The sequence below is a fragment of the Streptomyces sp. NPDC051963 genome (assembly GCF_044593495.1).
In the GTDB taxonomy this organism is placed as follows: domain Bacteria; phylum Actinomycetota; class Actinomycetes; order Streptomycetales; family Streptomycetaceae; genus Streptomyces.
Genome location: NZ_JBIUCC010000011.1, coordinates 270,956 through 295,061 on the forward strand (window position 1 = coordinate 270,956; position 24,106 = coordinate 295,061).

15 protein-coding genes are annotated in these 24,106 nt (G+C 69.9%); 6 read left to right on the forward strand and 9 right to left on the reverse strand.

Annotated elements, in window-relative coordinates:
* Window positions 1–265 precede the first annotated feature (265 nt).
* From ACIHFB_RS39860 to ACIHFB_RS39880, 5 genes are all read right to left on the reverse strand, one after another.
* Entirely contained in the window at window positions 266–1,756 is a 1,491-nt protein-coding gene (locus ACIHFB_RS39860) for an ATP-binding protein (protein ID WP_400129448.1), read from the reverse strand.
* Window positions 1,757–1,854: 98 nt separating this feature from the next.
* A complete protein-coding gene (locus ACIHFB_RS39865; RefSeq protein WP_400129449.1) occupies window positions 1,855–3,138 on the reverse strand; it encodes an acyltransferase in 1,284 nt (427 codons plus the stop codon).
* Between the two features lie 59 nt (window positions 3,139–3,197).
* The gene (locus tag ACIHFB_RS39870; RefSeq protein WP_365283402.1) at window positions 3,198–5,390 is read right to left on the reverse strand and encodes a glycosyltransferase; all 2,193 of its coding nucleotides are present in this window, start codon (window positions 5,388–5,390) and stop codon (window positions 3,198–3,200) included.
* Entirely contained in the window at window positions 5,390–6,280 is an 891-nt protein-coding gene (locus tag ACIHFB_RS39875; RefSeq protein WP_400129450.1) for a hypothetical protein, read from the reverse strand. The genes ACIHFB_RS39870 and ACIHFB_RS39875 overlap by 1 nt, the downstream gene beginning before the upstream one ends.
* A gap of 292 nt (window positions 6,281–6,572) precedes the next feature.
* Window positions 6,573–7,538: a LysR family transcriptional regulator gene (locus ACIHFB_RS39880; RefSeq protein ID WP_400129451.1), complete on the reverse strand. Its 966-nt coding sequence runs from the start codon at window positions 7,536–7,538 to the stop codon at window positions 6,573–6,575.
* 150 nt (window positions 7,539–7,688) lie between these two features.
* Here ACIHFB_RS39880 and ACIHFB_RS39885 point away from each other — a divergent pair, with 150 nt between their 5' ends.
* The 6 genes from ACIHFB_RS39885 (at window position 7,689) to ACIHFB_RS39910 (ending at window position 15,383) form a co-directional block, all read left to right on the forward strand.
* Complete coding sequence (locus ACIHFB_RS39885; RefSeq protein WP_365283408.1) at window positions 7,689–8,891, forward strand: MFS transporter; 1,203 nt, start codon at window positions 7,689–7,691, stop codon at window positions 8,889–8,891.
* Window positions 8,892–9,015: 124 nt separating this feature from the next.
* Window positions 9,016–10,311, forward strand: coding sequence for an ABC transporter substrate-binding protein (locus ACIHFB_RS39890; protein ID WP_400129452.1), 1,296 nt, complete (start codon window positions 9,016–9,018; stop codon window positions 10,309–10,311).
* On the forward strand, window positions 10,308–11,273 hold the full coding sequence (locus ACIHFB_RS39895) for a carbohydrate ABC transporter permease (protein ID WP_400129453.1): 966 nt from the start codon (window positions 10,308–10,310) through the stop codon (window positions 11,271–11,273). Before ACIHFB_RS39890 ends, ACIHFB_RS39895 begins: the two co-directional genes overlap by 4 nt.
* Window positions 11,270–12,094 (forward strand): carbohydrate ABC transporter permease, encoded by an 825-nt coding sequence (locus ACIHFB_RS39900; protein WP_365283414.1) that lies wholly within the window; start codon window positions 11,270–11,272, stop codon window positions 12,092–12,094. Before ACIHFB_RS39895 ends, ACIHFB_RS39900 begins: the two co-directional genes overlap by 4 nt.
* 11 nt (window positions 12,095–12,105) lie before the next feature.
* The gene (gene yicI / locus ACIHFB_RS39905) at window positions 12,106–14,373 is read left to right on the forward strand and encodes an alpha-xylosidase (protein ID WP_400129454.1); all 2,268 of its coding nucleotides are present in this window, start codon (window positions 12,106–12,108) and stop codon (window positions 14,371–14,373) included.
* Window positions 14,373–15,383 carry a LacI family DNA-binding transcriptional regulator gene (locus ACIHFB_RS39910; protein ID WP_400129455.1) on the forward strand — a complete coding sequence of 337 codons (1,011 nt, stop codon included), beginning with the start codon at window positions 14,373–14,375 and terminating at the stop codon, window positions 15,381–15,383. The genes yicI and ACIHFB_RS39910 overlap by 1 nt, the downstream gene beginning before the upstream one ends.
* A 47-nt stretch (window positions 15,384–15,430) precedes the next feature.
* Here ACIHFB_RS39910 and ACIHFB_RS39915 read toward each other — a convergent pair whose 3' ends face one another.
* The 4 genes from ACIHFB_RS39915 to ACIHFB_RS39930 form a co-directional block, all read right to left on the reverse strand.
* Window positions 15,431–16,093: a hypothetical protein gene (locus ACIHFB_RS39915; protein WP_365283420.1), complete on the reverse strand. Its 663-nt coding sequence runs from the start codon at window positions 16,091–16,093 to the stop codon at window positions 15,431–15,433.
* Between the two features lie 14 nt (window positions 16,094–16,107).
* Window positions 16,108–20,919, reverse strand: a complete 4,812-nt coding sequence (locus tag ACIHFB_RS39920; protein ID WP_400129456.1) for an RICIN domain-containing protein — start codon at window positions 20,917–20,919, stop codon at window positions 16,108–16,110.
* Window positions 20,920–21,362: 443 nt separating this feature from the next.
* The gene (dacB, locus tag ACIHFB_RS39925) at window positions 21,363–22,976 is read right to left on the reverse strand and encodes a D-alanyl-D-alanine carboxypeptidase/D-alanyl-D-alanine-endopeptidase (RefSeq protein ID WP_400129457.1); all 1,614 of its coding nucleotides are present in this window, start codon (window positions 22,974–22,976) and stop codon (window positions 21,363–21,365) included.
* A 52-nt stretch (window positions 22,977–23,028) separates the two neighbouring features.
* On the reverse strand, window positions 23,029–24,012 hold the full coding sequence (locus tag ACIHFB_RS39930) for an alpha/beta hydrolase family esterase (protein WP_400129458.1): 984 nt from the start codon (window positions 24,010–24,012) through the stop codon (window positions 23,029–23,031).
* Window positions 24,013–24,106 lie beyond the last annotated feature (94 nt).

A 24,106-nucleotide genomic window follows, 5' to 3' on the forward strand; every position in this document is an offset into this window, starting at 1 on the left:
GCCTCCACGGTGCTCCGGGGCTCGGGCGGTTCTTTACGGTGCTGAGCGGTATGAGTCCTGAAGGTAGGGAGGGCGCGTTTCCGGTCTGTGGCGCCGGGTGACCGGAAAGGAACTTTGCTCTCACCCTGGAGGAAGGGGGGATGAGAGGTCGTACGCCGAAACGAGCGCCGCGGGCCGTCCTCTGTCCCTGAGGAGGGCGGGCAGCACCGGGGCACGGATGTGGGACTGTTCCCGGCCCCGGAACCCCGGTCATGGAGCCGCAACCTCATTCGCCGTAAAGGTTCTCCATGCCCACGACGAGCACCCGCCCCGCGTCCGCGGCCTCCGCAAGCTCCGGTGCAACGGCAGTGCGCGCATACAGGGCGAGGACGCACCCCTCCGCGTCCCACCCCTGCGCGCACAGCAGATCGCGAATGTGCTCAAGCCGCCGTAGATCAGCGACTGTTCGCGTCTTGTTCGTCGCCTTCGCCTCGCCGAGCAGGGTGATCCGCGCACCCTTGTCACGCGCCCGGGAGGCACGGCTCATGGCTACGACGTCAACTTCGTGGCCCCGGTGTTCCCGGCAGGCCACGGTCGTCGTGCCGACCTGCCCGATGTCGTCGAGACCGCGCTCCCTCCCATGTCTGAGCGTCCACTGCCGGGCCAGGTCCTCGAAGTGCGGCCCCAGCACCTTGGACGAGAAGGTCTCCCGCGATCGTTCCCACGCCGCCCGCCCCTCCCGCATCTCGAAGTCGACGAGATTGGGTCGCACGATCAGGTCATGGAACCGCACGACGGGATCCGCGACGGTGATCACAGGTTTGCGCTGGAGCAGCAGATCCTGGTCGTAGCGGATGAAGGCGGCGGCTTTCATGATGTTGAGGTGGTACGTCAGTGACTTGGCGTCCATACCGACGAGCCCGCCGATCTGCGTGGGGGTGGCGGCGCCGGACGCCACGGCCTCCCAGATGGCGTGATAGGTGGCGCGGTCACTTATCCGCGGATCCTCGGCGAGCAGGTACTCGGGCTCGGTGAAGAGAATGTGGGAGGGGTTGAACACACTCCGCGCGAGCCACGCGTAGACACCCTCCTCTCCTCCCTCGGGGTCCGGCGGCTCCCCCACGACGTCCCGGTACCCGGCCGCGCCCCCAAGAACGGCATCCACGAGAAAGGCCGTGTCGGGGTTGCCGGCCAGTCCCCAGTACTCCGCCGCGTCCCGGAACCCGAACGGCCCGATCCGCATGTCCAGAACCGCTCGGCCGCGCAGCGCCTGGTCTCCGGCGAGCAGGGTCGACATGGTCGAGATCGCGGAGCCGCACAGGATGATCCGTAGCGGCGGCTTGCCGGTGGACGGACCGCGCTGGTCGTAGAGGGCCTGGAGGACGGACGGCAGTTCCGGGGAATGGGCGACGAGGTAAGGGAACTCGTCGAGTACGAGCAGGGGAGGTGGCGCTTCGTCACGACGGCTGGTCAGCACGTCGGCCGCGGTATCCAGCGCCTCCACCCACGACGTGAACCGCCCGACCCGGAATCCGAGCCCCTGCGCAAGACCGTCGGCGAACCGGTCCAGAGCCATGGCCCGGCTCTGCTGGAGAGCGAGCGTGTAGACACCGTCGACGGCTCGACAGAGATGCTCCAGCAGGAACGACTTGCCATGCCGCCTCCGACCTCGCACGACGCCGATACGCAGGCCGGGCGCGGAGTCGGTGCAGAAGCGGGCGAGGTCCTCCCACTCGTGAACGCGGCCGAAGACGGCTGCGGGCTTGGGGATGGGCATGGGCGCCGCCTGTCGGGTGTGAGGCGTGGATGCCAGGTTAGCCTGATTCTAGTTAGCCTAATCAGATTACGGCTAACCAAGCAGCGACTCGCGTCCAGTCACTCTCCGTGTCGGCCCACTCGCCCACCTCGAGCCACAGGAGCTTCCGGACGCCCCGCCCGAGCAGATCGTCCGCGACCTCTGCCCCCGCCACGCCCGGAACCATCCGGCCACAACTGTGGCTTCCGTCTTGCCGCCAAGTCCTCCGCCCAGCCGAACGCGACGACGCAGAACCCGATGAGCACCCAAGTGATGGCCAGTACGGGCCACGGGCTCTCCAGCAACCATGAGAAGTGCTGCCACATCACGTCGATCTCCCAGAGCCGGTCCCACTGTGTGGCGGCCACGAGGATGCAGGTGTTGTGCCAGAGATAGATCGTCACCGCACGGGAATTGAGCAGGGTGATGGGCCGGTCCCAACGGCGCAGTCGGCGGGGCCATTCGGACCAGGACGGGCTGACGTGCAACAGGAGCATGACCGTTCCGCAGGACCAGAGGGCCTGGGCCAGGGGCATGCTGTCGAGGTCGTGGTCCATGGTGAAGTTGTGGTTGAGGGCGTACCAGAGTCCTGTCAGCGCGACGGCCGGCGCCACGGACGGGACGACGTAGCGCGGCAGGCGCTGGAGAATGCCCTGCTGGTACGCCATGCCGAGGATCCAGCAGGCACCGAAGGTGCTGAAGTCCGTGAGCGCCGAGGGGATCCGCTCCCCGGGCAGGGTGATGTAACCCAGCTCGAACGCCAGCGACAGCATGATCGGCGCGGCGATCGTCGCCAGCGGAAGCGCACGCAGGGCACGCAGCAGGAACGGCGAGAGCAGGACGTACCAGAGGTAGGCGCGGAGGTACCACAGGGGTCCGGCGAGATCGATGGCCCAGTCCTCGCCGATGAAGCCCTGAATGCCGGGCAGCCCCTCGGCGTACGGCGGGTCGCTCAACGGGAGGATCCAGTACGTGAGGTGAAGCCACCACCAGCCCGGGTGGCCGTCCGAGTCGGGCCCCCAGCCCTGGAGGACCATGCCGGTGACGCCGACGACGCCCAGCAGCCAGAGCGGCGGGAGCAGTCGGCGGATGCGGCTCTTGATGACCTGCGCGGCCGGGCGCTTCAGTGAACGGGCCATGAGGTTCCCGGCGAGCGCGAACATCACGCCCATGGAGGGGAACAGCAGCGGGAGCCAGGCCCAGCCCGTCAGGTGGTAGAGGACGACGCGGAACAGGGCGAGTGCCCGGAGCAGGTCGAAGTAGCGGTCCCGGACCGGTGCACGCGGGGACTCCTGAACGGCCGGTTCCGTGGGCTCGGCCGCGGGCGTCGGATCGAACGATGGCGGCGCCGCCTGACGGGGCACGAAGGCGTCCTGTCCGGTCCCGGTCGTCGCTGTCCACGGAGGTCGAGGCGGGGGCTGACTCATCCGACCGGCCTCCGGTCCATCCGCTGCTCGCCCACGCCCGGCCGTCCGCCGGGCAGTCCCACCGCGCCGGTGCGGCGCAGCTTCTGCCAGCGCAGGCGGCCTCCGGTCAGCGCGGTGATCCAGGACTGCAGGAGTACGACATACATGAGCTGTCGGTAGAGGATCTGCTGGAGTGGGAGCGAGATCAGATGGGTCATCGGTTCCCGGTCCAGACGGAACGCGTATGCCGCGCACACCGCCTGGATGGCCAGTACGCCGGCCCACGCGACGATCGTCTGCTCCGTCGGGCCGAACACCAGCCCGTACAGCAGGAATACGTCGATCAAGGGGGCCAGCAGGGGCGCGAGCACCATGAACAGTGACACCAGGGGGAGGCCCACGCGGCCGAAGCGGCCGGACGGTCCGCGTTCGACGAGTGCGCGGCGGTGTTTCCAGATCGCCTGCATCGTGCCGTACGACCAGCGGTAGCGCTGGGACCACAACTGCTGGACGGTTTCCGGGGCTTCGGTCCAGGCGCGCGCGTTCTCCGCGTAGACGACCCGCCAGCCGTCGCGGTGCATCGCCATGGTGATGTCCGTGTCCTCGGCGAGCGTGTCGTCGCTCATACCGCCGACCCGTTCGAGGGCGGTCCGCCTGAACGCTCCCACCGCGCCGGGGATCGTCGGCATGCAGCGCAGCATGTCGTACATACGGCGGTCGAGGTTGAAGCCCATCACGTACTCGATGTGCTGCCAGGCGCCGATGAGCGAGTCCCGGTTGCCGACCTTCGCGTTGCCCGCGACCGCACCGACGCGCGGGTCGCCGAACGGCTGCACCAGCTCGCGGACCGTGGCCGGTTCGAAGACCGTGTCGCCGTCCATCATCACGACGATGTCGTAACGGGCGTTCGCCAGACCGCGGTTGAGGGCGGCCGGCTTGCCCGCGTTCATCTGCCGCACGACGCGTACGCCCGGCAGACGGAGGTCCTCGACGATGCGAGCGGTGCCGTCGGACGAGCCGTCGTCGATGACGAGCACCTCGATGGGGTGATCGCTCGCCACCAGTGATCGGACCGTCTGCTCGATGCACTTCGCCTCGTTGTAGGCGGGGACCAGGACGGACACCGGTTCCGTGACGGGCGCTCCCCAGGCGAAGTCGCGGTGCCGGACCCGTCGGGCGTGCACCAAGGAGAGCAGCAGCATCAGCCCGAAGCGGGCGATGACCAGGGCACCGATCACCGCAAGGCCCACGACGAGGACGCCGGTCGTCTTCTCGGAGGCCTGGACCAGGAAGATCCACGCCTTGCCCTTCCAGAGGTCGAGGCCGGTGACCTGAGTGTGTGCGCTGGGCGCCTTCAGGGCCCGGGTCAGGGTGTCGAACTGGTAGCCCTTGTCCTGGAGTCCTGAGATGAAGCGGTCGAGCGCGGCGACGGTCTGTGAGCGGTCGCCGCCGGAGTCGTGCATCAGCACGATGGCGCCGTCGCCGTTCTTGGGGGTGGCCCGGCGGATGATCTCGTCGACACCCGGCCTGCGCCAGTCCTCGCTGTCGGTGTCGTTGACGATCGTGATGTAGCCGCGCTTGCCGATGTACTCGGTGACGGGCCACGAGTTGTTGTCCATGTCCTTGGCGAAGGAGGAGTACGGCGGCCGGAAGAGCGAGGTGCGGATACCGGCGGCGCCGGCCAGAGCGAGCTGGTTCTGGGACAGTTCCCAGTCGATGCGGCGCTGCGACTGCAGTGAGAGGTCGGGGTGATTGAAGGTGTGCAGGCCGATTTCGTGGCCCTCGTCGACCATGCGCTGGACAAGGTCCGGGTAACGCGAGGCCATGGTGCCGGTGATGAAGAAGACAGCGTGCGCTTCATGCTTCTTCAGTACGTCGAGGACCTTGGGGGTCCACTCGGGGTCCGGGCCGTCGTCGAATGTCAGGACCAGCTCGCGCTCCGGGACACCCAGACTGGTCGTGCGCTGCGACCGGGTGTCGATCACCGGGCCGCCATGCAGGATCTTGTCCGGAACCTGGTCGTTGGCGGCCGGTGTCTGAACTCGGTGGTCCGCAAGGACCTCACTGTGCACATACCCCCGCAGCATCAACATCGCCATCAACGCGACAAGGACGAGCGAGGGCAGCAACAGACGCATGGGCAGGCGGCGGCGCCTGGAGCCGTCGGGGGCTCCGGTTGCGGGCCCGGGACGGCGGGTGCGGGATGCCATCAGAGGACGTTCTCCGGGGACGGGGAGGGTGCCGAGGTGCCGTTGGGCTCCTCGGCGACGGGGCTCGGCTCGCTCGCGCCGCCGGCCACCGTGTCGGTGTCGGTGCCGATCGCGGACTCACTGGATGAGGGCGAGGGTTCGCCGCCGTCCGTCGGGCTCGGGTCGGGCGAGGGGGACGTCGGCGGGTCGGGCGACGGGTCCGGGTCCACGGGGTTGCCGCTCTCCCCGGTGCCCGGGTTCTGGGTCGTCCGGGTCGCCGTCGGCTCGGGTGCGGTGGACGTGCCGGGGTTCTCGGCGCCGGCCGAGGCGCCGGGGGCGGTGGCGGACGCGCCCGGTGAGGGCGTCACGCCCACGCCCGGGGACTCGGTCGTGCCGGGTGAGACGAGCCCGGTGTCGGTGGACGGCACGGACTCGGCGGGCAGCGGCGGGCTGTCGACCTCGTCGGCCGGCTGCTCGTCCTGCTGGCCCGGCACGGGCAGCCAGGGCGCGTTGGAGTTGCCGGACACGAGGGTGGCCAGGATGACCACGGCGTAGACCGCGCAGGCGAGGCCCACGGCCATGCCGATCCGGCGGTATCTGCGGCTGCGGCGGCCCGACTCGTCGACGAACACCGGTCCGTCGGAGGACGAGGAGGAGGAAGAGGATGAAGAGGACGAGCTGCTGTGCTTGCCGGCCGGTCCGCCCCCCGCCGCCTGCAAGCGCATGTTGTCGAGTTGCAGTGCTATGCCGTCGAGCTGGACCGTCACCTCGTGCGGGTCATGGGTGTGCTCGGCCGTCTCGCCGGACTCCGCCCAAGGGTCTCTGGGAGCGGGAACCCGCGGGAGCATCTCGGTCTCGTCGACCCGTGAAGCCGAAGGCGACGCCGACGCCGACTCCTGCCGCGCTCTCATCCCTCCGGTCTCCGGAAAGGCCTGGGTGCCGGCACCCGGACCGTCGGCGGGCGCAGCACCCGTCACCGGCAGCTCCCGGGTCCCCGAAGCGGCCTCGGGCCACTCCGGTTGGGCGTCTTCTCGCCAATTCTTCACGCGCACGCACATCCCCCCACGGGACAGTTCTGGGCGCGCACACGACTCCGAGCACACGTCGCCGAACCGAGCCCCCACCCGGTTCGCGCGCCCCCCTTACCACACCGTGCTCGGGGCACGAATGTAGCGCACGCGGAGGATCCGTGGTCGCCACGTGTCAGTTATGCGCACTCATTGTGTTCACGTCAATGGCTGGAATCCATCCATCGGTGGGCCTCCGCAGCCACCCCTCCTCGGCCGCGAGCTCGGCCGCGGCCCGTCGAAGAGCGTCGAATCCGGGGTGCACCAGCCCCTTCCGCCACACCAGTGACACGAGTGACAGGGGGACGGGATCGATGAGGGGTCGCACCACCGTCGCAGGCATGGCCGGAAAATCCACCACGGCCAGGATCGGGTTCCGCATCTTGGCCATGATCCGCTGGAACTCCTCGTCACCCACCGCAAGCGGAGCGGGTGCGGCGACCTCGATGCCGCGCCCCTCGAACAGCCGGTGGGCCAGGTCGGTCCACTCCGGTGTACGTGGATTTCCGGCCCCCGCGTACACGGTCTCGCCCGCCAGCGCATCGAGCGTCACCACGTCGGATCCGGCCAGCCGGTGATCCTCGGGCAGGACGACCGCCATCGGCTCGTACCGCACCGGCTGGTGGTCCAACTGGGCCCGCAGTGCCGGGTCCAGGCCCGCGTACCGCCCGAAGGACGCGTCCAGCCGCCCCGCGACCAACTCCCCCGCCGCTCCGGTCAGCCCGCTCTCGAAGCGGGCCATCAGCTCGTGTTCGGGGGCGAGTTCACGCGCCCGGTGCAGCACGCGACGACCGGTGACGAGACCCGGCGAGTTCAGGTCCACCAGCAGCGGCCGGGCCTGCCCGAAGGCCACGAGCAGCTCCTCCTGCGCCGCCAGCACCCGACGCGCGTACGGCACCAGCCGCTCCCCGTCCGCCGTCAGCGTCACCTGGCGCGTGGTCCGTACGAACAGCTCGGCGCCCAACTCCCGCTCAAGTCGCCGTACATCACGACTGAGCGCCTGCTGGGCGACGTAGAGCCGGGCGGCGGCGCGGGTGAAGTGCAGCTCTTCGGCGACGGCGAGGAAGGCGCGCAGCAGGCGGGGGTCGAGGTGGGCGGGCATGACGGGCAACTTACAACTCAGGTGCGTGAATCGGAACGGAGGACTTACAACTGGTGCGTGAATCGGAACGGAGAACTTACAACTCAGGTGCGTGAATCGGTACAGAGAAGGTGTTGGACCCCTTGATCCCTCACGGGCGACGGTTGCTCCATGTCCAGCCCCTACCGTCACCTCTTCGCCCTCCCCGGCACCCGGGCCTTCACGATCGGGAACCTCATCGCCCGGCTCCCGATGGGTATGTTCAGCGTGAGCGCGATCCTCATGATCGCCGGTTCGCGTGGCTCGTACGCCCTCGCCGGCGCCGTCACCGCGACCGGCCTCGCGGCGACCGCCGTGACCGCCCCCTGGATCGCCCGGCTCGTCGACCGGCACGGACAGGCCAGGATCGCCGTGCCCGCGACCACCCTCGCCGCGCTGGGCAGCGTCGCGCTGCTGCTGTGCGTGCACCACGACACCCCGGACTGGACGTTGTTCGCGGCCTACGCCGCCACCGCCACCACGCCCAACCTCGGCGGGATGTCCCGCGCCCGCTGGGCCCACCTGCTCAAGGGCGACGACCAGGCCCTGCACACCGCGATCTCCTTCGAACAGGCCACGGACGAGCTGTGCTTCATGCTGGGCCCGGTCCTCGCGGCGTTCCTCTGCGGAACGCTCTTCCCGGAGGCGGGCACGCTGGTCGGCGCCGTACTCCTGCTCACCGGCATGCTGCTGTTCGCGGCGCAGCGCTCCACCGAGCCGCCGGTGCAGCAACGACAGAGAGGGGCGAGAGCTCCTCTCCGCAGCCCCGGCATGCCCCCGCTCCTCGCCGCCTGTCTCGCCATGGGCATGGTCTTCGGCTCGATGGAGGTCGTCACGCTCGCGTTCGCGGACGCACAGGGTCACAAGTCGGCGGCGGGCGCGGTGCTCGCCCTCCAGGCGGCCGGCTCCTTCGCGGCCGGACTGCTGTACGGCGCGTGGCAGCCGACCGGTCCCGCCGAACGCCGTTACCCGTACTGCACAGCCGCCATGACCGCCCTCATGACCCTCCCCCTGCTCGCCGCCACCCTCACCGGCTCACTCCTGGTGCTGGCCGGCGCCCTGCTTCTCGCCGGAATGGCGACGGCGCCCACGATGGTCACCGGCATGACCCTGATCCAGCGGCGCACCCCGGCCGACCGGCTGAACGAGGGCATGACCCTGGCCGTGACCGCGCTGCTCGGCGGTATCGCCGGCGGCAGTGCGCTGGGCGGCTGGACGACGGAACACGTGTCGGCGACGGCCGGCTTCTGGATACCCGTCACGGCCGCCGCGACGGCACTGGTGATCACCGCGCCCGGAACGCTCCACCGAACCGATTCCCGTCCAGCCCATTGACGCCCCCGACGGCCCGCACCTACCTTCGCCCGTCGAAGCGCTTCGACGTCATGCATCGAATCGATTCGACGAACGCTGCGTGACGACCCACATCCATCCGACTCCGACCCCCTGGAGGCACAGGATGCTGACGGCACGAAGGTGTGTGACGGCCACTGCGGTGATGCTTGCCGGATCGCTGCTGCTGACCTCCTGCGGGGACTCGGGCAACGGGTCCTCCGAGGACGGCAAGTCGTTGAAGCTGTGGCACTACGAGGCCCCGAACAGCGCGATGGGCCAGGCCTGGAACGAGGCCGTCAAGGAGTTCAAGGCCCAGCACCCGGGCGTGAAGGTCGAGTTCGAGGACAAGGGCTTCGCGCAGATCCAGAAGACCGCCCCGATGGTCCTCAACTCCTCCGACGCGCCCGACGTCATGGAGTACAACAAGGGCAACGCGACGGCGGGGCTCCTCTCCAAGCAGGGCCTGCTCACCGATCTCACCGCCGAGGCCCGCGAGCGCGGCTGGGACAAGAAGCTCAGCGCGGGCGTCCGTACCACCAGCGTGTACGACGCGGCCGGAATCATGGGCTCCGGCAAGTGGTACGGCGTGCCCAACTACGCCGAGTACACGATGGTCTTCTACAACAAGGACCTCTTCGCCAAGTACAAGATCCCCGAGCCGAAGACGTTCGACGAACTGACCGCCGCCATGGACACCTTCGTCGAGCACGGGATCACCCCGCTGGCCAACGGCGGCGCCGAGTACCCGGCCCAGCAGTACCTCTACCAGCTGGCCCTGTCGAAGGCCGACCGCGCCTGGGTCGACGCGTACGAGCTGTACAAGGGCAAGGTCGACTTCCACGACGCCGCCTGGACGTACGCCGCCGAGACCTTTGCCGACTGGGTGCGGAAGGGCTACATCGGCAAGACCTCGACCAGCGCCGACGCGGAGCGGACCGGGGTCTCCTTCCTTCAGGGCAAGGCGCCGATCCTGTTCTCCGGCAGCTGGTGGTACGGCCGCTTCCAGGACGAGGCGAAGTTCGACTGGGGCACCTTCCTGTGGCCCGGCTCGAACCTCACCCTCGGCTCCGGCGGCAACCTGTGGGTGGTCCCCCAGGGCTCCGAGAACAAGGAACTGGCCTACGACTTCATCGACATCACCATGTCCGAGAAGATCCAGAACCTGCTGGGCAACAAGGGCGGAATCCCGGTCGCGGCGGACCCGTCAGCCATCACGGACCCCAAGTCCAAGACCCTCATCGACAACTTCAACACCCTTTCCCAGCGCGACGGCCTGGCCTTCTACCCGGACTGGCCCGTCCCCGGCTTCTACGACGTCCTCGTCTCCGAGACCCAGAAACTGATCACGGGCAGCGAGAAACCGGACGGCTATCTGGACGCATTGCAGGAGGCGTACGACAAGGACGCGCCGAAGCAATGACGGTCACCGTCGAACGGGGCGCGCGGACGGCCGGCAAGGGCAGCACTCCGGGACCCCCGCGTCGCCCCCGTGACTCGTACGCGCTGTTCCTGCTGCCGGGCGCCCTCGCCTTCCTCGCCGTCGTCATCGTCCCGTTCCTGATGAACACGGGCGTGAGCTTCACCGAGTGGCAGGGCGTGGGCTCGCCCGACTGGACCGGGCTCGCCAACTACCGCGAGCTGATGGACGACAGCGAGTTCTGGGCCTCCTTCCGGCACAGCCTGTTCATGGTCGTCGCCATGGCCGCCGTACCGACGGTGATCGGTCTCGTCCTCGCCGCCGCCCTGTTCGACTACATCGGCAAGCACTTCGGCGACAAGATCACCGCCGTCCTCCGCGCCTGCTTCTACCTCCCGCAGGTGCTGCCGATCGCGGTCGCCGGCATCGTCTGGAGCTGGATCCTCGCGCCCGACAACGGCTCCCTGAACGAGGCGCTGAAGGCGATCGGGCTGGGCAGCTGGCAGCAGGACTGGCTCGGTGATCCCGACCTCGCGCTCTACAGCGTCATGGGCGTGATGGTCTGGGTGCAGATCGGCTTTCCGCTCGTCGTCTTCATGGCGGGGCTGCAACGAGTGGACCCGCAGCTGTACGAGGCGGCCGAACTGGACGGCGCCGGCTGGTGGCGCCGCTTCTGGCACATCACGCTGCCGCAGATCCGCCCGGAGATCTACGTCGTCCTGACCTGGTGCACGATCGCCGCGCTCAAGGTGTTCGGGGCCGTGTACGTGCTGACGAAGGGCGGGCCCGGAGGCGCCACCGACGTGCCCTCCTACTTCTCCTTCACCACGTTCTTCGAGAAGACGCAGGTCGGCTACGGCGCCGCGATCTCCACCGTGCTGACCGTGATCATCCTGCTGCTGTCCCTGGCCGGCCTGAAGCTCCAGACCCGCGCCGAGGACGCCGAGGAAGGGGTCCGCGCATGACGACCGCCCTACGCCGCTACCCGGTGCTCGTCGCCCTGTGCATCGCGGCCCTCTTCATGGTCGTACCCTTCGCGATCGTCGCGATCAACGCGGTCAAGTCCCCGTCGGAGTACGCCCAGAACGGTCCCCTCAGCCTCCCCGACGGCGTCTACCTCGACGGCATCAAGGACTTCTGGGAGCGCGTCGACTTCGGGCAGAAGCTGATCAACTCGGTGCTGATCAGCGGTGCGGTCGCCGTGCTGGCGGTGGTCCTGTCCGTCCTCAACGCGTACGCGATCGGCATCGGCCGTATCAAGGGCCGCACCTGGGTGCTGGCCTTCTTCGTGCTGGCGAACATGCTGCCGCAGGAGGCGCTGGTCTACCCGATCTACTACCTGAGCAAGGAGGCGGGTCTCTACGACACCCGGCTGAGCGTGATCATCGTCTTCACGGTGATCCAGGCGGCCTTCGGCACCTATCTGCTGTCCGCCGTCCTCGCCCGGTTCCCGCGCGAGATCATCGAGGCCGCCCGGATCGACGGTGCCAACAAGTGGCAGGTGCTGTGGCGGGTCGTGGTCCCGGTCAGCCGACCCACCCTCGGCGTCCTGCTCGTCTTCTTCTTCATCTGGACCTGGAACGAGTTCCTGCTCCCCCTGGTCATGCTGATCTCCAACGACAACCAGACCGTGTCGGTGGCCCTCGGCGTCCTCCAGGGCCAGCGTCTGATGGACGCCACGATGACGAACGCGGCGGCCCTGCTCGGTGTCCTCCCCGCCCTCGTCTTCTTCCTCGTCTTCCAGCGGACCCTCACCCGCGGCATCGCCGTGGGAGCGGTCAAGTAAGGGGTATGCGCGTGAAGTTCACCGACGGCTACTGGCTGCTGCGCGAGGGCGTCACCGCGGCCCACCCGGTCGAGGTCCTCGACGTCACGGCCACTGGGGGTACCCCCTCCGGGGGAGGCACGCTGGAGATCCATGCGCCGACCAAGCCCATCCGCCACCGCGGCGACCTGCTGAAGGGACCGGTCGTGACGATCAGCGCACACACCCCGATGCCGGACGTCATCGGCGTCACCTTCACCCACTTCGAGGGCGAGCAGCCGCGCGGCCCCGAATTCGAGGTGCACACGGAAGAATTCGCGGTCCACACGGAGTACGACGAGGAGCACGCGACCCTCACCTCCGGAGCCCTCTCGGTCCGGGTGGCCCGCACCGGCCCCTGGCACGTCGACTTCCTGGCGAACGGCCGCACCCTCACCACCAGCGGCCCCAAGGGCATGGGCATCATGCGGGACGCGGACGGCGCTCACTACCTGCGCGAGCAGCTCAACCTCGGGGTGGGCACATCCGTCTACGGCCTCGGCGAACGCTTCGGCCCGCTCGTCAAGAACGGCCAGATCGTCGACATCTGGAACGCCGACGGCGGCACGGCCACCGAACAGGCCTACAAGAACGTCCCCTTCTACCTCACCGACGCGGGCTACGGCGTCTTCGTCGACCACCCGGGCAAGGTCTCCTTCGAGGTCGGCTCGGAGACGGTGTCACGGGTCCAGTTCAGCGCGGAGACACAGCAGTTGACGTACTACGTCATCCACGGCCCGACCCCGAAGGACATCCTCCGCAAGTACACGGCCCTCACCGGCCGCCCGGCCCTCCCGCCCGCCTGGTCGTTCGGCCTGTGGCTGTCGACGTCCTTCACGACGTCGTACGACGAGGAGACCGTCACGTCCTTCGTGGACGGCATGCGGGAGCGGCGACTCCCCCTCTCCGTCTTCCACTTCGACTGCTTCTGGATGCGCGAGTTCAACTGGTGCGACTTCCGGTGGGATCCGCGGGTGTTCCCGGACCCGGAGGGCATGCTGGCGCGGCTGAAGGCGCGGGACCTGCGTATCTGCGTGTGGATCAACCCGTACATCGCGCAGCGCTCGCCGCTCTTCGCGGAGGGCAAGGCGCTCGGGCATCTGTTGCGCAGGCCCGACGGGAGCGTCTGGCAGTGGGACCTGTGGCAGCCCGGGATGGCGCTGGTCGACTTCACTTCACCGGCCGCCCGCGACTGGTACGCCTCGAAGCTGGCGGCGCTGCTCGCGCAGGGAGTCGACTGCTTCAAGACCGACTTCGGTGAGCGGGTGCCGGTCGACGTGGCGTGGTCCGACGGCTCGGACCCGGAGCGGATGCACAACTACTACACGTACCTCTACAACCGGACCGTCTTCGAGGTGCTGCGCAAGCACCGGGGCGAGACGGAGGCCGTGGTCTTCGCGCGGTCGGCGACGACGGGCAGCCAGCGATTCCCCGTCCACTGGGGCGGCGACTGCGAGGCGACGTACGAGTCGATGGCGGAGTCGCTGCGCGGCGGGCTGTCGCTCGGGCTCTCCGGCTTCGGCTTCTGGAGCCATGACATAGGCGGCTTCGAGGGCACACCGACCCCCGCCCTCTTCAAACGATGGCTGGCCTTCGGCCTCCTCTCCTCCCACAGCCGGCTGCACGGCAGCTCCTCCTATCGCGTGCCATGGCTGTTCGACGAGGAAGCGGTCGACGTGGCACGGCACTTCACCCGGCTGAAGCTGCGGCTCATGCCCTATCTGTACGAGGCCGCGCGCGTCGCCCACACCGAGGGCGTGCCGATGATGCGGGCGATGGTCCTGGAGTTCCCGGACGATCCCGGGTGCGCGCATCTGGAGCGGCAGTACATGCTCGGGCCGGATCTGCTGGTCGCGCCGGTGTTCTGCGACGAGGGGGAGGTGGCGTACTACGTGCCCGAGGGCACCTGGACCCACTTCCTGAGCGGGCGGACGGTGACCGGACCGCGCTGGGTGCGCGAGCGGCACGGGTTCAGCAGTGTGCCGCTGCTTGTCAGACCCGGGGCGGTGATTCCGGTGGGGGCGGTGGAGGACCGGCCCGACTACGCGTTCGCGGAGGGGGTGACACTGCGGGCGTTCGGTCTGGAGCGCGGCGAGCAGGTGACGGTCCGGGTCGAGGACGTGACCTTCACCGTCGTACGCGAAGGGGACACCCTGCGGGCGTCGTCCAGTGATCCGTCGGCGCCGTGGGCACTGGCGGCCGGGGAGCGGGTCGCGAACGCCGCGGCGGGGACCGGTTTTCTGATGGTGGAGCTCGGCTGATGGTCAAGATCACTGATGTCGCCCGGCGCGCCGGGGTCTCCCCCAGCACCGTCTCCTACGCCCTCAGCGGCAAGCGGCCCATCTCCGAGGAGACCCGGCAGCGTGTCGAGGCGGCCATCCGCGAGCTGGGCTACCGACCGCACGCGGGCGCCCGGGCGCTGGCCAGCAGCCGCTCGAACGTGCTGGCGCTGGTGGTGCCGTTACGGGCCGGGATCCATGTGCCGGTGGTGATGCAGTTCGCGGTGTCGGTGGTGACGACGGCACGGCGGTACGACCATGACGTACTGCTCCTCACCCAGGAGGAGGGCGAGGACGGGCTGCGCCGCGTCGCCGACACGGCAATGGTGGACGCGCTGATCGTGATGGACGTACAACTGCACGACCCTCGGCTGCCGTTGCTGCGGGGGCTGGACCGGCCGTCGGTGATGATCGGCTTCCCGGCCTCTCCTGCCGGACTGACCTGCATCGACCTCGACTTCAAGGCGGCCGGCGAGGCATGCGTGGAGCATCTGGCCAGGCTGGGACACCGGGTCGTGGCCCTGGTCGGCTCACCGCCCGAGGTGTACGTCCGGCAGACCGCGTTCGCCCAGCGCGTGGTCCAGGGCTTCACTGCCGCCGCCGACCGTAACGGGCTCGCCTCCGCCGTCCACCCCTGCGAGGCCGCGCCCGGTGCCGCCCGCCGTGTCGCCGAGCAACTCCTGCGTGAGCAGCCCGCGCTGACCGGCGTCGTCGTCCACAACGAACCCCTCCTCGAACCCCTCATCGACGCCTTCGAGCAACTCGGCCTGCGCATCCCCGGCGACCTCTCCGTCACCGCCATCTGCCCCGACGAACACGCCGAGAACCTCCGCGTCCCGGTCACCTCCGTCGCCCTACCCTCCGCCGAGATCGGCACCCGGGCGGTGGAGCTGCTGATGAAGAAGCTCAGCGGAACGGAGGTACGGGAGGCGACACTGCTGGCGCCCCGGATGACGGAACGGGGGAGCACGGGGCCGCGGGAGCTTGCGTGAACGAACAGGGGCCCGCACTCGGGTGAGTGCGGGCCCCTGCGATGCGGCTAGTCGTCGGCCACCAGGTACTTCACCTCGGACACGACGAACTCGCCGTAATCCAGGGCCGTTCCCAGCGCCTCCAGCCTCGTGTACTCCTCCGGGGACAGCTGCGCCCGGGACTCGGTCCCCGCTCGGTGCATCGCTCTCAGCAGGAGCCGGAACGCGAGGTCGGGAGTGCAGCGGTGGGCGCACTCGGCCAGGTCCCGCCGGATGGTGTCCGGCAGAATCCCGGCCCGACCGATCTCGGCCAGGACCTCGTCCGCCAGCTCCACACCGTCCCCGGCACCGATGGCGTCGGTGCTCGGGGCGGCGTCGTGCTGATGCGCGGCCAGCCAGGCGTCGCACAGGCCGATGAGCGTCTCCATCCACCGCGCGCCCGATGTGACGCCGGTACGTCCGCCGGAGAAGAATTCCGGTCCGGTCGCCGTACCGGCCTGCCACAGGGCCTCGATCGTCGCCGAGGGAAGACCCCTCAGCAGCAGCCGCGCGTCCCGCCGGACCGCGAGCACGCTCTCCTGGTCCAGTCCCTCCCAGAAGTGGTACCGGACCGCCGTGGCGGCCTCGGGACCGTGATGGGTCCAGTCCTCGTGGAACATGCTCATCAGCCAGGTCACGCCGAAGTCGAACTCGTCCGGCCGCTGCACCTGACCGGGCCCGTGGTCCTGCACTTGCTCGTCATCTCCTAGGTCGGGAACGCGGTGTACACATAGAAGCCGTTCTTGTGGCCCTTCTTCCGCTTGAGCAGGATCCGGTAGGTGTTCTTCGCGTCGGAGAAGCTCCCGTCCGCCTTGGCCACATAGCCGAGGGAGTCCGACCCGAACACCCCGGTCAGCGGCTTCTCCTGCTTGCTGCCGCGCAGCCAGTTCTGGATCTCGCCGGCCTTGGTGGCCAGCGCGTGGTCCACGACCGCCTGGGCCGTCGCGAGGTCGGTGAAGACCCCGTTGGGGCCTCCCTTCTGAACGGCGAGCTGCGTCGCCCGCGCGCGGCTGCTGACGAATCCGGCGCCGACACCGGCAGTGTGCTCGTCGAGCGTGTGCGCCAGCCCGGGGAACGCCTGGGCGTCGCCCGCCAGGTCGTTGCAGTTGTGGACGAGGACCGGCGTGCTGCCCGCCACGGCGTAGAAGGTGTGCAGGCCGGACACCGTCAGGTCGTACACCGTCCGCGGTGCCGCCTCCTGCCGGTCGTGGAGCGCGGCCACCGTGCGGAGGGTGCCCTCCGGGGTACGCAGCCGGTCGCCCGCGCGCAGTTCGGACGCCAGGATCCAGCCTCGGCCGGTGACATGGAACTTGTGTCCCGGCGTGCTCGTGAGCCGTCCGCCGTCCGCCAGGGTGACGTCCAACAGGTCCTCGGCGGGGTGCTGGAAGGTGCGGGTGACCGGTTCACCGCGGGTGACGCCGGTGGCGGGGTCGGAGGCCAGCAGCCGGTCGCCCGGGCGCACGTCGCGGATGGCCCGGCGGCTGCCGTCGGACAGGACCACTTCGGTGCCGCCGGGGAAGCTGTTGACCCTGCACGCCGTGCGCAGATCGTCGTACACCCGGACACTGCGCTCGATCTCGGCGAGCGTGCGCGCGTCGATCTCCAGCACGCGGAGCGCCTTCATGGCGTCGGCGACACCGATGCCGGTGCGCATCGCGGCGTCCACGGCGCGGATCCCGTCGACGACCTTCGCCGCGGCCCCGCCCAGCGGCAGCCAGGTGGCGGCCCAGGCGCAGTCTCCGTAGCTGCCCGAGCCGTCACCGTTGATCTTGTGGTAGCAGCCGGTGAAGTCGCCGATGATCGAGTTGAAGATGCCCTTCCACAGATCCACGGTCGCGTCCCACGAGGAGATCTTGACCGTCTTGCTGGCGTCCTTGATCGTCTTCGTGGTGAGGAAGAACGTGTCCTCCCTGGGACAGCCGGACTCGGTCGCCGGGACACTGGGGTTGGCGCACAGGTAGTAGCTGACGGTCACGTCGAAGTGGACCTCGTACACCAGGTCGCAGGGCAGCCGGGAGCAGTCGTCCGGGAGCCGCTGCGGGTCGCCCCGCTGCTTGATGTCGTCGATGACGGAGAACACGCCCCCGACACCGGTGCCCGACCCTGTCTGCACCTGCTGGTTGGCGTCGTTGCGCCCGGCCTCGTCCGCCGCCTGCTGCGCCGAGTCCGCGTACTTCTGCGCGTCCTTCGCCGCCTCCTCCGCGAGCGTCGCCTCCGCGTCCGCACGGTCGGCCGCGGCGCGGGCGTCCTTCGCCGCCTGTTCGGCCTCCGAGGCCGCGGCGCGGGCCGCCTCGGCGTCCAGGGCCGCCTGGTCGGCGGAGTCACGGGCGTCCTTGGCGTGGCCCTCGGCACGGCCTGCCGCGCGGTCGGCCGCTGCCGCGTCCGCCGTGGCCTGCTGGTCGTACTCGATGGTGCGGGCCAGTGAGCGCTGCGCCTCGGCCGCGTACTGTGCCGCCTCCGCCGAGTAACCCAGCGCCTCCTTGGCCGACTTGCGGGCCTGGGCCGCGAATCCGGCGGCCTCGCCGGCCAGCACCAGGGCTGCCTTCGCGTCACCGGTGGCCGCGTTCGCGGTGCTCTGCGCCTGCGCCGCGACCTTCGCCGCGTTCGCCGCGTGCGCCTCGGCGACCGCCACCTGCTGCTCGGCGATCGTCTTCGACGACTGGCCGGTCAGGACCGCCAGCCCTGCCGCGGAGTCGGTCGTGACATACGGCGAGCCGAGCTGGATCGCGTCGTTCGCCGGAGCCGCTACCTGCTGCGCCGAGTTACGGGCGTCCGCCGCCGCCTGCGCGGTCGTGTAGGCGTGACCGACGGCCTCCGCCGCGCCCGCGACGGCCTTCGCCGCCTCCGCACGGGCCACGTCGGCGTGTGCCTTCGCCTCGGCGGCGTGCTTCTCGGCCTCGTCGGCCAGCTCGACCGCCGTGGCGGCTGCCTGGGCGGCCACCTGCGAGGCCTTGATGGCGTCGGCCGCCGAGGCCGTCGCCGTACGGACCGCCGCGTCCGCCCGCAGCTTCGCCGCGTTCGCCGCGTCCGACTCCGAACGGGCCCGCTTGGCCGCCGCCTCGGCGCGCGTCGCCGCCGCGTCGGCGTCGGCCGCCGCCCGCGTCGCCGCATTCGCCTCGATACGGGCCGATGCCGCGGCCGACTCGGCGTCCGTGGCGGCCTTGTCCGCCTCGTTCGCCGCCGCCCGTGACGCCGCCGCCTGGTCATCGGCATCGTGCGCCTCGGCGTACGCGTCCTTCGCGTCCGCCTTCGCCCGCGCCGCGTTGGCCTTGCTCTCGGCGTCCCACGCGTCGTCCCGCTTGGCCTTGGCGTTGTCCCGGGCCGCCTCGGCGTCCTGACGGCGCTCTCGGGCCGTCGTCTCGGACGACTCGGCCCGGTCCTTCGCGCTCTTGGCCTCGGTGGCGTACCCCTCGGCGTTCTGCCGGTGCTGGGCGGCCTCGGCCTGCCTCTGCGCGGCGGTCTCCATCTCCGCCTTGGCCGTCTGCTCTTCCTTCTCCGCGTTCAGCCGGTGGGCCCGCGCGTCGGCAGCCGCCGCCTTCGCGTCCGCTTCCGCCTTCTGCGTCTCGCCGAGCTTGGCCTTGGCCAGGTCCCGGGCGTCCTTCGCCGTCTGCGCCTGTACGGCGGCCGCGTCGGCGGCGGCCTTCGCCTGCTCCCGCGCCTGCTGGGCGGCGGCCGTACGGAACGCCGCCTTCGACGCCGCGGTCTGCGTCACCGCACGCGCGGCGATGGTCTTGCTGTCCCCGGCGGCGGCCCGGGTGGCCGCGTCGGCGGTCTCACCGGCCTTCACCAGCGCGTCGAGCGCGGCCGAGGACGCCTTCGTGACCTGTGCCTTCTGCTGACCGACCAGCAGTCCACGGCCGCGCGGGGCACCGGCCTGATCGGCGATCCTGTACGCGGCCTGCTCGGCCGTGTCCGTGTCGGTGGCCGCCTTCTTCGCCGCGGCCGCCTGCGCCTTGAGCACGCCGAGCTGCTTGGCGGACGCGGCCTGGGCGGTGGCGACACCCGCCTTGGCCTTGGCGAACTGGGCCGAGGTCGGGTAGTCCAGGTTGTCGGTGCCCTGGTGACCGGACGGGACGATGTCGAACTTCTGCGGGGTGGTGCCCTTGCAGTCCCACATCCGGCCGTCGCGGCTGTTGTCGTACGTGGCGAGGTCGAGGCAGTTGCCGGTGCCCGTGTTGAACAGCCGGGTGGTGCCGTGGGTGTCGTACTCCCACTTCTGGGCGCCGCTCTGGTTGCACGTCCAGATCTGTACGCCCGTGCCGTTCGCGGTGCCGGAGCTCTTCACGTCGAGGCACTTGCCGGAGTTGACGTTGACCAGCGCGTCGCCGACTATCTGCCACTTCTGCCCGACGCCGCCGTTGCAGGTGTAGATCTGCACGATCGAGCCGTTGGTCTTGGCCCCGCTGCCCACCTCGAGGCACTTGCCGGAGGCGCCGTTCGCGTGGATGACCATCGGGCTGTCGCCGATCCAGCCGGGACCGCCGGCGGACCAGTAGTTCTGCCAGCGGGTGAGGTGGTCGGCGATCCAGGACTGGCCCAGCATCTCGCCGAGCGCCTTCGAGCCCGCCGCCAGCGCCTTGACCGCGTCACGGTTGGCGGTCAGGAGCTGATTGCGCTGGGCTGCCTGGCCCGCGACCTCCTGCTGCCACTCCGCCGACGCGGCGGCCACCTGCTTGCCGAGCACCTTGTTCGGGTCGACCGGGCCGCGCCACGCACACGCCGCGAACCGGGTCTTCAAGTCCTCGACGGCCAGCCGGTATTCGACCGTTCCCGGCTCGGCGGCCGTACGCGGGAAGCCTCCCGACGACAGGAAGAGCCGCGCGTTGTCCGCGCCTGTCGGCTCCAGGCCGTCGTCCACCAGGTCGCCCCACGCCTGGTGCTCGGCGAACGCCCGGTTCCACTCGGACGTGGGCAGCGACGGGTCCGGAGAGCTGCCGTAGAGCGGGGCACCGAGGTCCTTGACGGCCTTGATGGTGGCCTCGTCGGCCTTCTGGGTCGGGTCCTCGTAGAGGTCGTCCTCGCTCTTCCAGAACTGTTCGTAGATCCACTGCGAGAGACCGGTCTGGCTGTGGAAGCTCTTCTCGTCGCTGCCGGGCAGCCCCGGCGGGTCCTCGAAGTCCGCGACGCTCTTGAACCCGCCCGGGGTCGGCAGCACCGACACCGGCTTCTGCCACTCCTGGAGGCGGGCGTAGAGCGCCTCGCCCTCCTTGTCGGCGGCGTCCTTGTCCTGCCGGTACGCCGTCGACAGCGGAGTGTCGGTCCAGTACTCCCGGTTCGCCGCCGTGCGCAGCTTGTCCGGGGTCTGGTTGAGCGCGTTCTGGGCGGTGGTGAACATGCCCGCGCCGCCGATGCGCAGCGCGTCGGCCATCAGACACTGGTCCTGGCGCAGCTGCTCGGCACCCTTGGCGTCGAAGCCGTCGTAGCTGTCGGCCACGGGGACCGCGTCGCCGGCGTCACGCGCGTACCGGTCCAGCAGGTCGGGCTGGGCCGCCAGGCCGGCCAGCACGGCCACGGCCACGGTCGAGGTGATGACGGGTCTGAGGAGTCCGATCGGTCGTGATCTGGCTCTGAGAAACCCTCGTCTGGGGCGCACAGGAGCATCCCTTCATCGCGGAAATGGGCAGACGGGGGTGCCTGTACGGAGGACGGATAGGCCACGGCGTTCCCCCCGGTCGCCGGTCGGCGCGCACGACGGTGGAACTGGTCGGGATCCACCGGGCGCGCTGATCACAAAACCCCAGCTGAAGCGGACAGGACAAGTGGAAATTCCGGGCCGGAGGTCGATGGCGTGAACGTGTCAGTGGGATTCATGAGTCGCGAGGGGCGCAACTTTCGTACCAGGAGCAGGACTTACTTGTGCAGGACCCGTGAAGGTCCGGCAGGTGACGGGTGAACGCCGAAGATTAATTGGCCGGAATTCACCCCTCGCCCACCGGACCGTCGTACGCCGGTCCGCCCCGGTCAGCAGAAGGCGGGCTTGCGCCACGCGCACTCGAGGTCGGTGCCGTTCGCCGCCTTCGGTTGCGTCCTCGGTTGCGCCTTCGGTTCCACCAGGGCGGCGGCCTCTGCGGTCGACTTCGCGAGGGTCGTCACGATGGCGTCCTCCAGGGGCTTCACCGACGAGACCAGGTAGTTGTTGAGGACGATGCTGTAGACGAGTTCACGCCCCCCGGCGTCGGTCACATACCCGGACAGCGCCGAGGCGCCCGTCAACGACCCTGTCTTCGCACGGGCGTTGAGCGCGGCGGCCGTCCCGCACATCCGGGTTCGCAGCGTGCCGCCGACGAAGCGGTCGGGGTCGCAGGCGACCGGCAGCGAGCGGTACCAGTCGGCGTACCAGGGCTCGGCGCGCACGGCGAGGAGCAGCTCGACGAGTTGCCCGGCGGTGAAGTTGTCCATCCGCGAGAGCCCGGACCCGTCGACCTGCCGCAGCTTGGCGACATCGACGCCGACGCCCTTGAGATAGCCGCCGATCGCGGCCAGCCCGGCGCTCCAGCTCCCGTCCTTCGAGACCTCGTACCCCATGGCCTTGGTGAGGATCTCGGCGTGCATGTTGTTGGACAGCTTCATGAACGGGATCAGCAGGTCCTTGAGGGCCATCGAGTCGTGCGCGGCCAACTCCGTTGCCGTGCCGGGTGTCTGGCGCCCGAGCCGGGTCGGCCCGGTCACCTTGACGCCGTGCGCGGCGAGCGCGTCCCGGAAGACGGCGGCGGCGTATCCCGTGGGCTCCCACACGGCGGCCCACTCCTTGATGCCGGACCCGCCCACGGGTGTCGTACCGCTGACGACGATGTCGTTCGTGCCGTGCTCCCGCTCGACGGTGAGGTCGTTCGCCCCGCCCGCGGCGACGGTGGTGGCCCGGACATCGAGGTCGACGTAGTCGGTGTCGGGCGTGACGGTGACGACCGGCTCGTCACCCGCCTCGGCCCCCGGCGCTACGGTCACGATCACGGTCCCGGTGTCGTAGTCGGTGTCCGGCGCCACACCCAGCGCGCTGATCTGCGCCGAGTAGTAGGCGGACTCGTCGTCGGCGGCCCAGGAGCGGCCGAGCCGCACACTGTCGAACCTGGTGTCGTCGGCGAGCAGCCGCCCGTCGACGCGGGTGACACCGGACGCGGCGACCTGGGCGGCGAGCTTGTCGTAGTCGCCGGCGAGCAGGGTCGGGTCGCCGGTGCCGCGCAGATACAGATCGCCGCGGAGCACGGAGCCCTGCCGCCGCCCGGCGGCCAGCACATCGGTGGTGAACCGGTACTCGGGTCCGAGGATCTCCATCGCGGCCGCCGAGGTGGCCAGTTTGGTGTTGGAGGCGGGCATCAGCCGGGTGGTGGGCTGGTGCTGGTAGAGAAGGTCACCACTCGTCGCGTCGGCGACGACGACGCTCGCCGTCCCGCCCTCCATCCGCGTATCGCCCAGGACGGTGTCGATGGCCTCCGGCAGGCCGGTGCGATCCGAGTCGGCACCGGCCGACGAGCCGGGCCCGAGGACGGCGGCGACAAGCGCGACCGCAAGGGGCCAAATCCACAGTTTTCCAGGGGCGTTGAAGAGTCTTCCGGAACATCTCACGGGTCTGCTCATGGCACAGCACCATCCCTGATCGCGCCGCCCGGCAACAGACCGCCTGCGCGCGTCAGCCCTCCAGCCCCCAGGCCCGCCCCATGCGGTACGCGGCGCACAGGTTCACATCGAGGAGATAGGCCCCGGCCGTCCCGCACTGCTCGCTCCCGCTCCCGGGATCGACGGGCTGCCCGTGCCCCATCCCGGTCAGGCTGTACGTCTCCACGACCGCGGCACCGCCCGCGCCCCGGAAGACCTGGTGCGGATACCCGGCAACGCCGTCGCTCACGTCGACGACCTGGTCGGCCCCGTGCACATCGGTCCACTGCTCCACCAGGTCGCCCATGTTGACGGGCTTCACGGTGTAGTCGGCCGTGCCCTGGAAGACGACCAGGGTGGGCCAGGGCCCGCCGTACCCGGGCCGGGCGGCACGCACCCGGTCGCCCCACTGCTGCGGGGTCTGCGTGGCACCGACGTACATGCACACATACGGCGACCCGGCGGCCTGCGCACACCCGTACGGCAGCCCGGCGACGATCCCGCCCGCCGCGAACTTCTCCGGGTACGCCGCCATCATCACGGCCGTCATCCCGCCCCCGGCGGACAGCCCGGTGACGTAGACGCGCGAGCCGTCCCCGCCGACATCGCCGAGCTGCCGGTCGACCATCTGCGCGACGGAGGCGGCCTCGCCCTGGCCGCGCGCGATGTCGCCGCCCTGGAACCAGTTGAAGCAGTTCGACGCATTGTTGCCGCTCTGCTGCTGTGGCAGCACGACGGAGAAACCCCACCGGTCGGCGAGCTGCGTCCACCCGCTGCCGGTGCCGTATCCAGCGGCGTCCTGCGTACACCCGTGCAGCGCCACGACGACGGGCCGCCCGGCGGGGAGCCCGTCGGGGACGTACCGGAACATCCGCAGCGCACCGGGGTTGGTACCGAAGCCGATGACCTCCTGAAGGGAGGCGGCAGAGGCTCTGCCCGGGCTCAGAAACCCGGCGAGAAGGGCGACCAGGAGGGTCACCAGGACACTGATTCGACGTGCGGCTCTGGTCTGAGTCATGGTGCGGGACGGTAGAACCGTGAACCACGGGCGGATATGTCGCCGGACAACACAACGAGGGCCCGGCGAATGTGTGATCGCCGGGCCCTCGTGT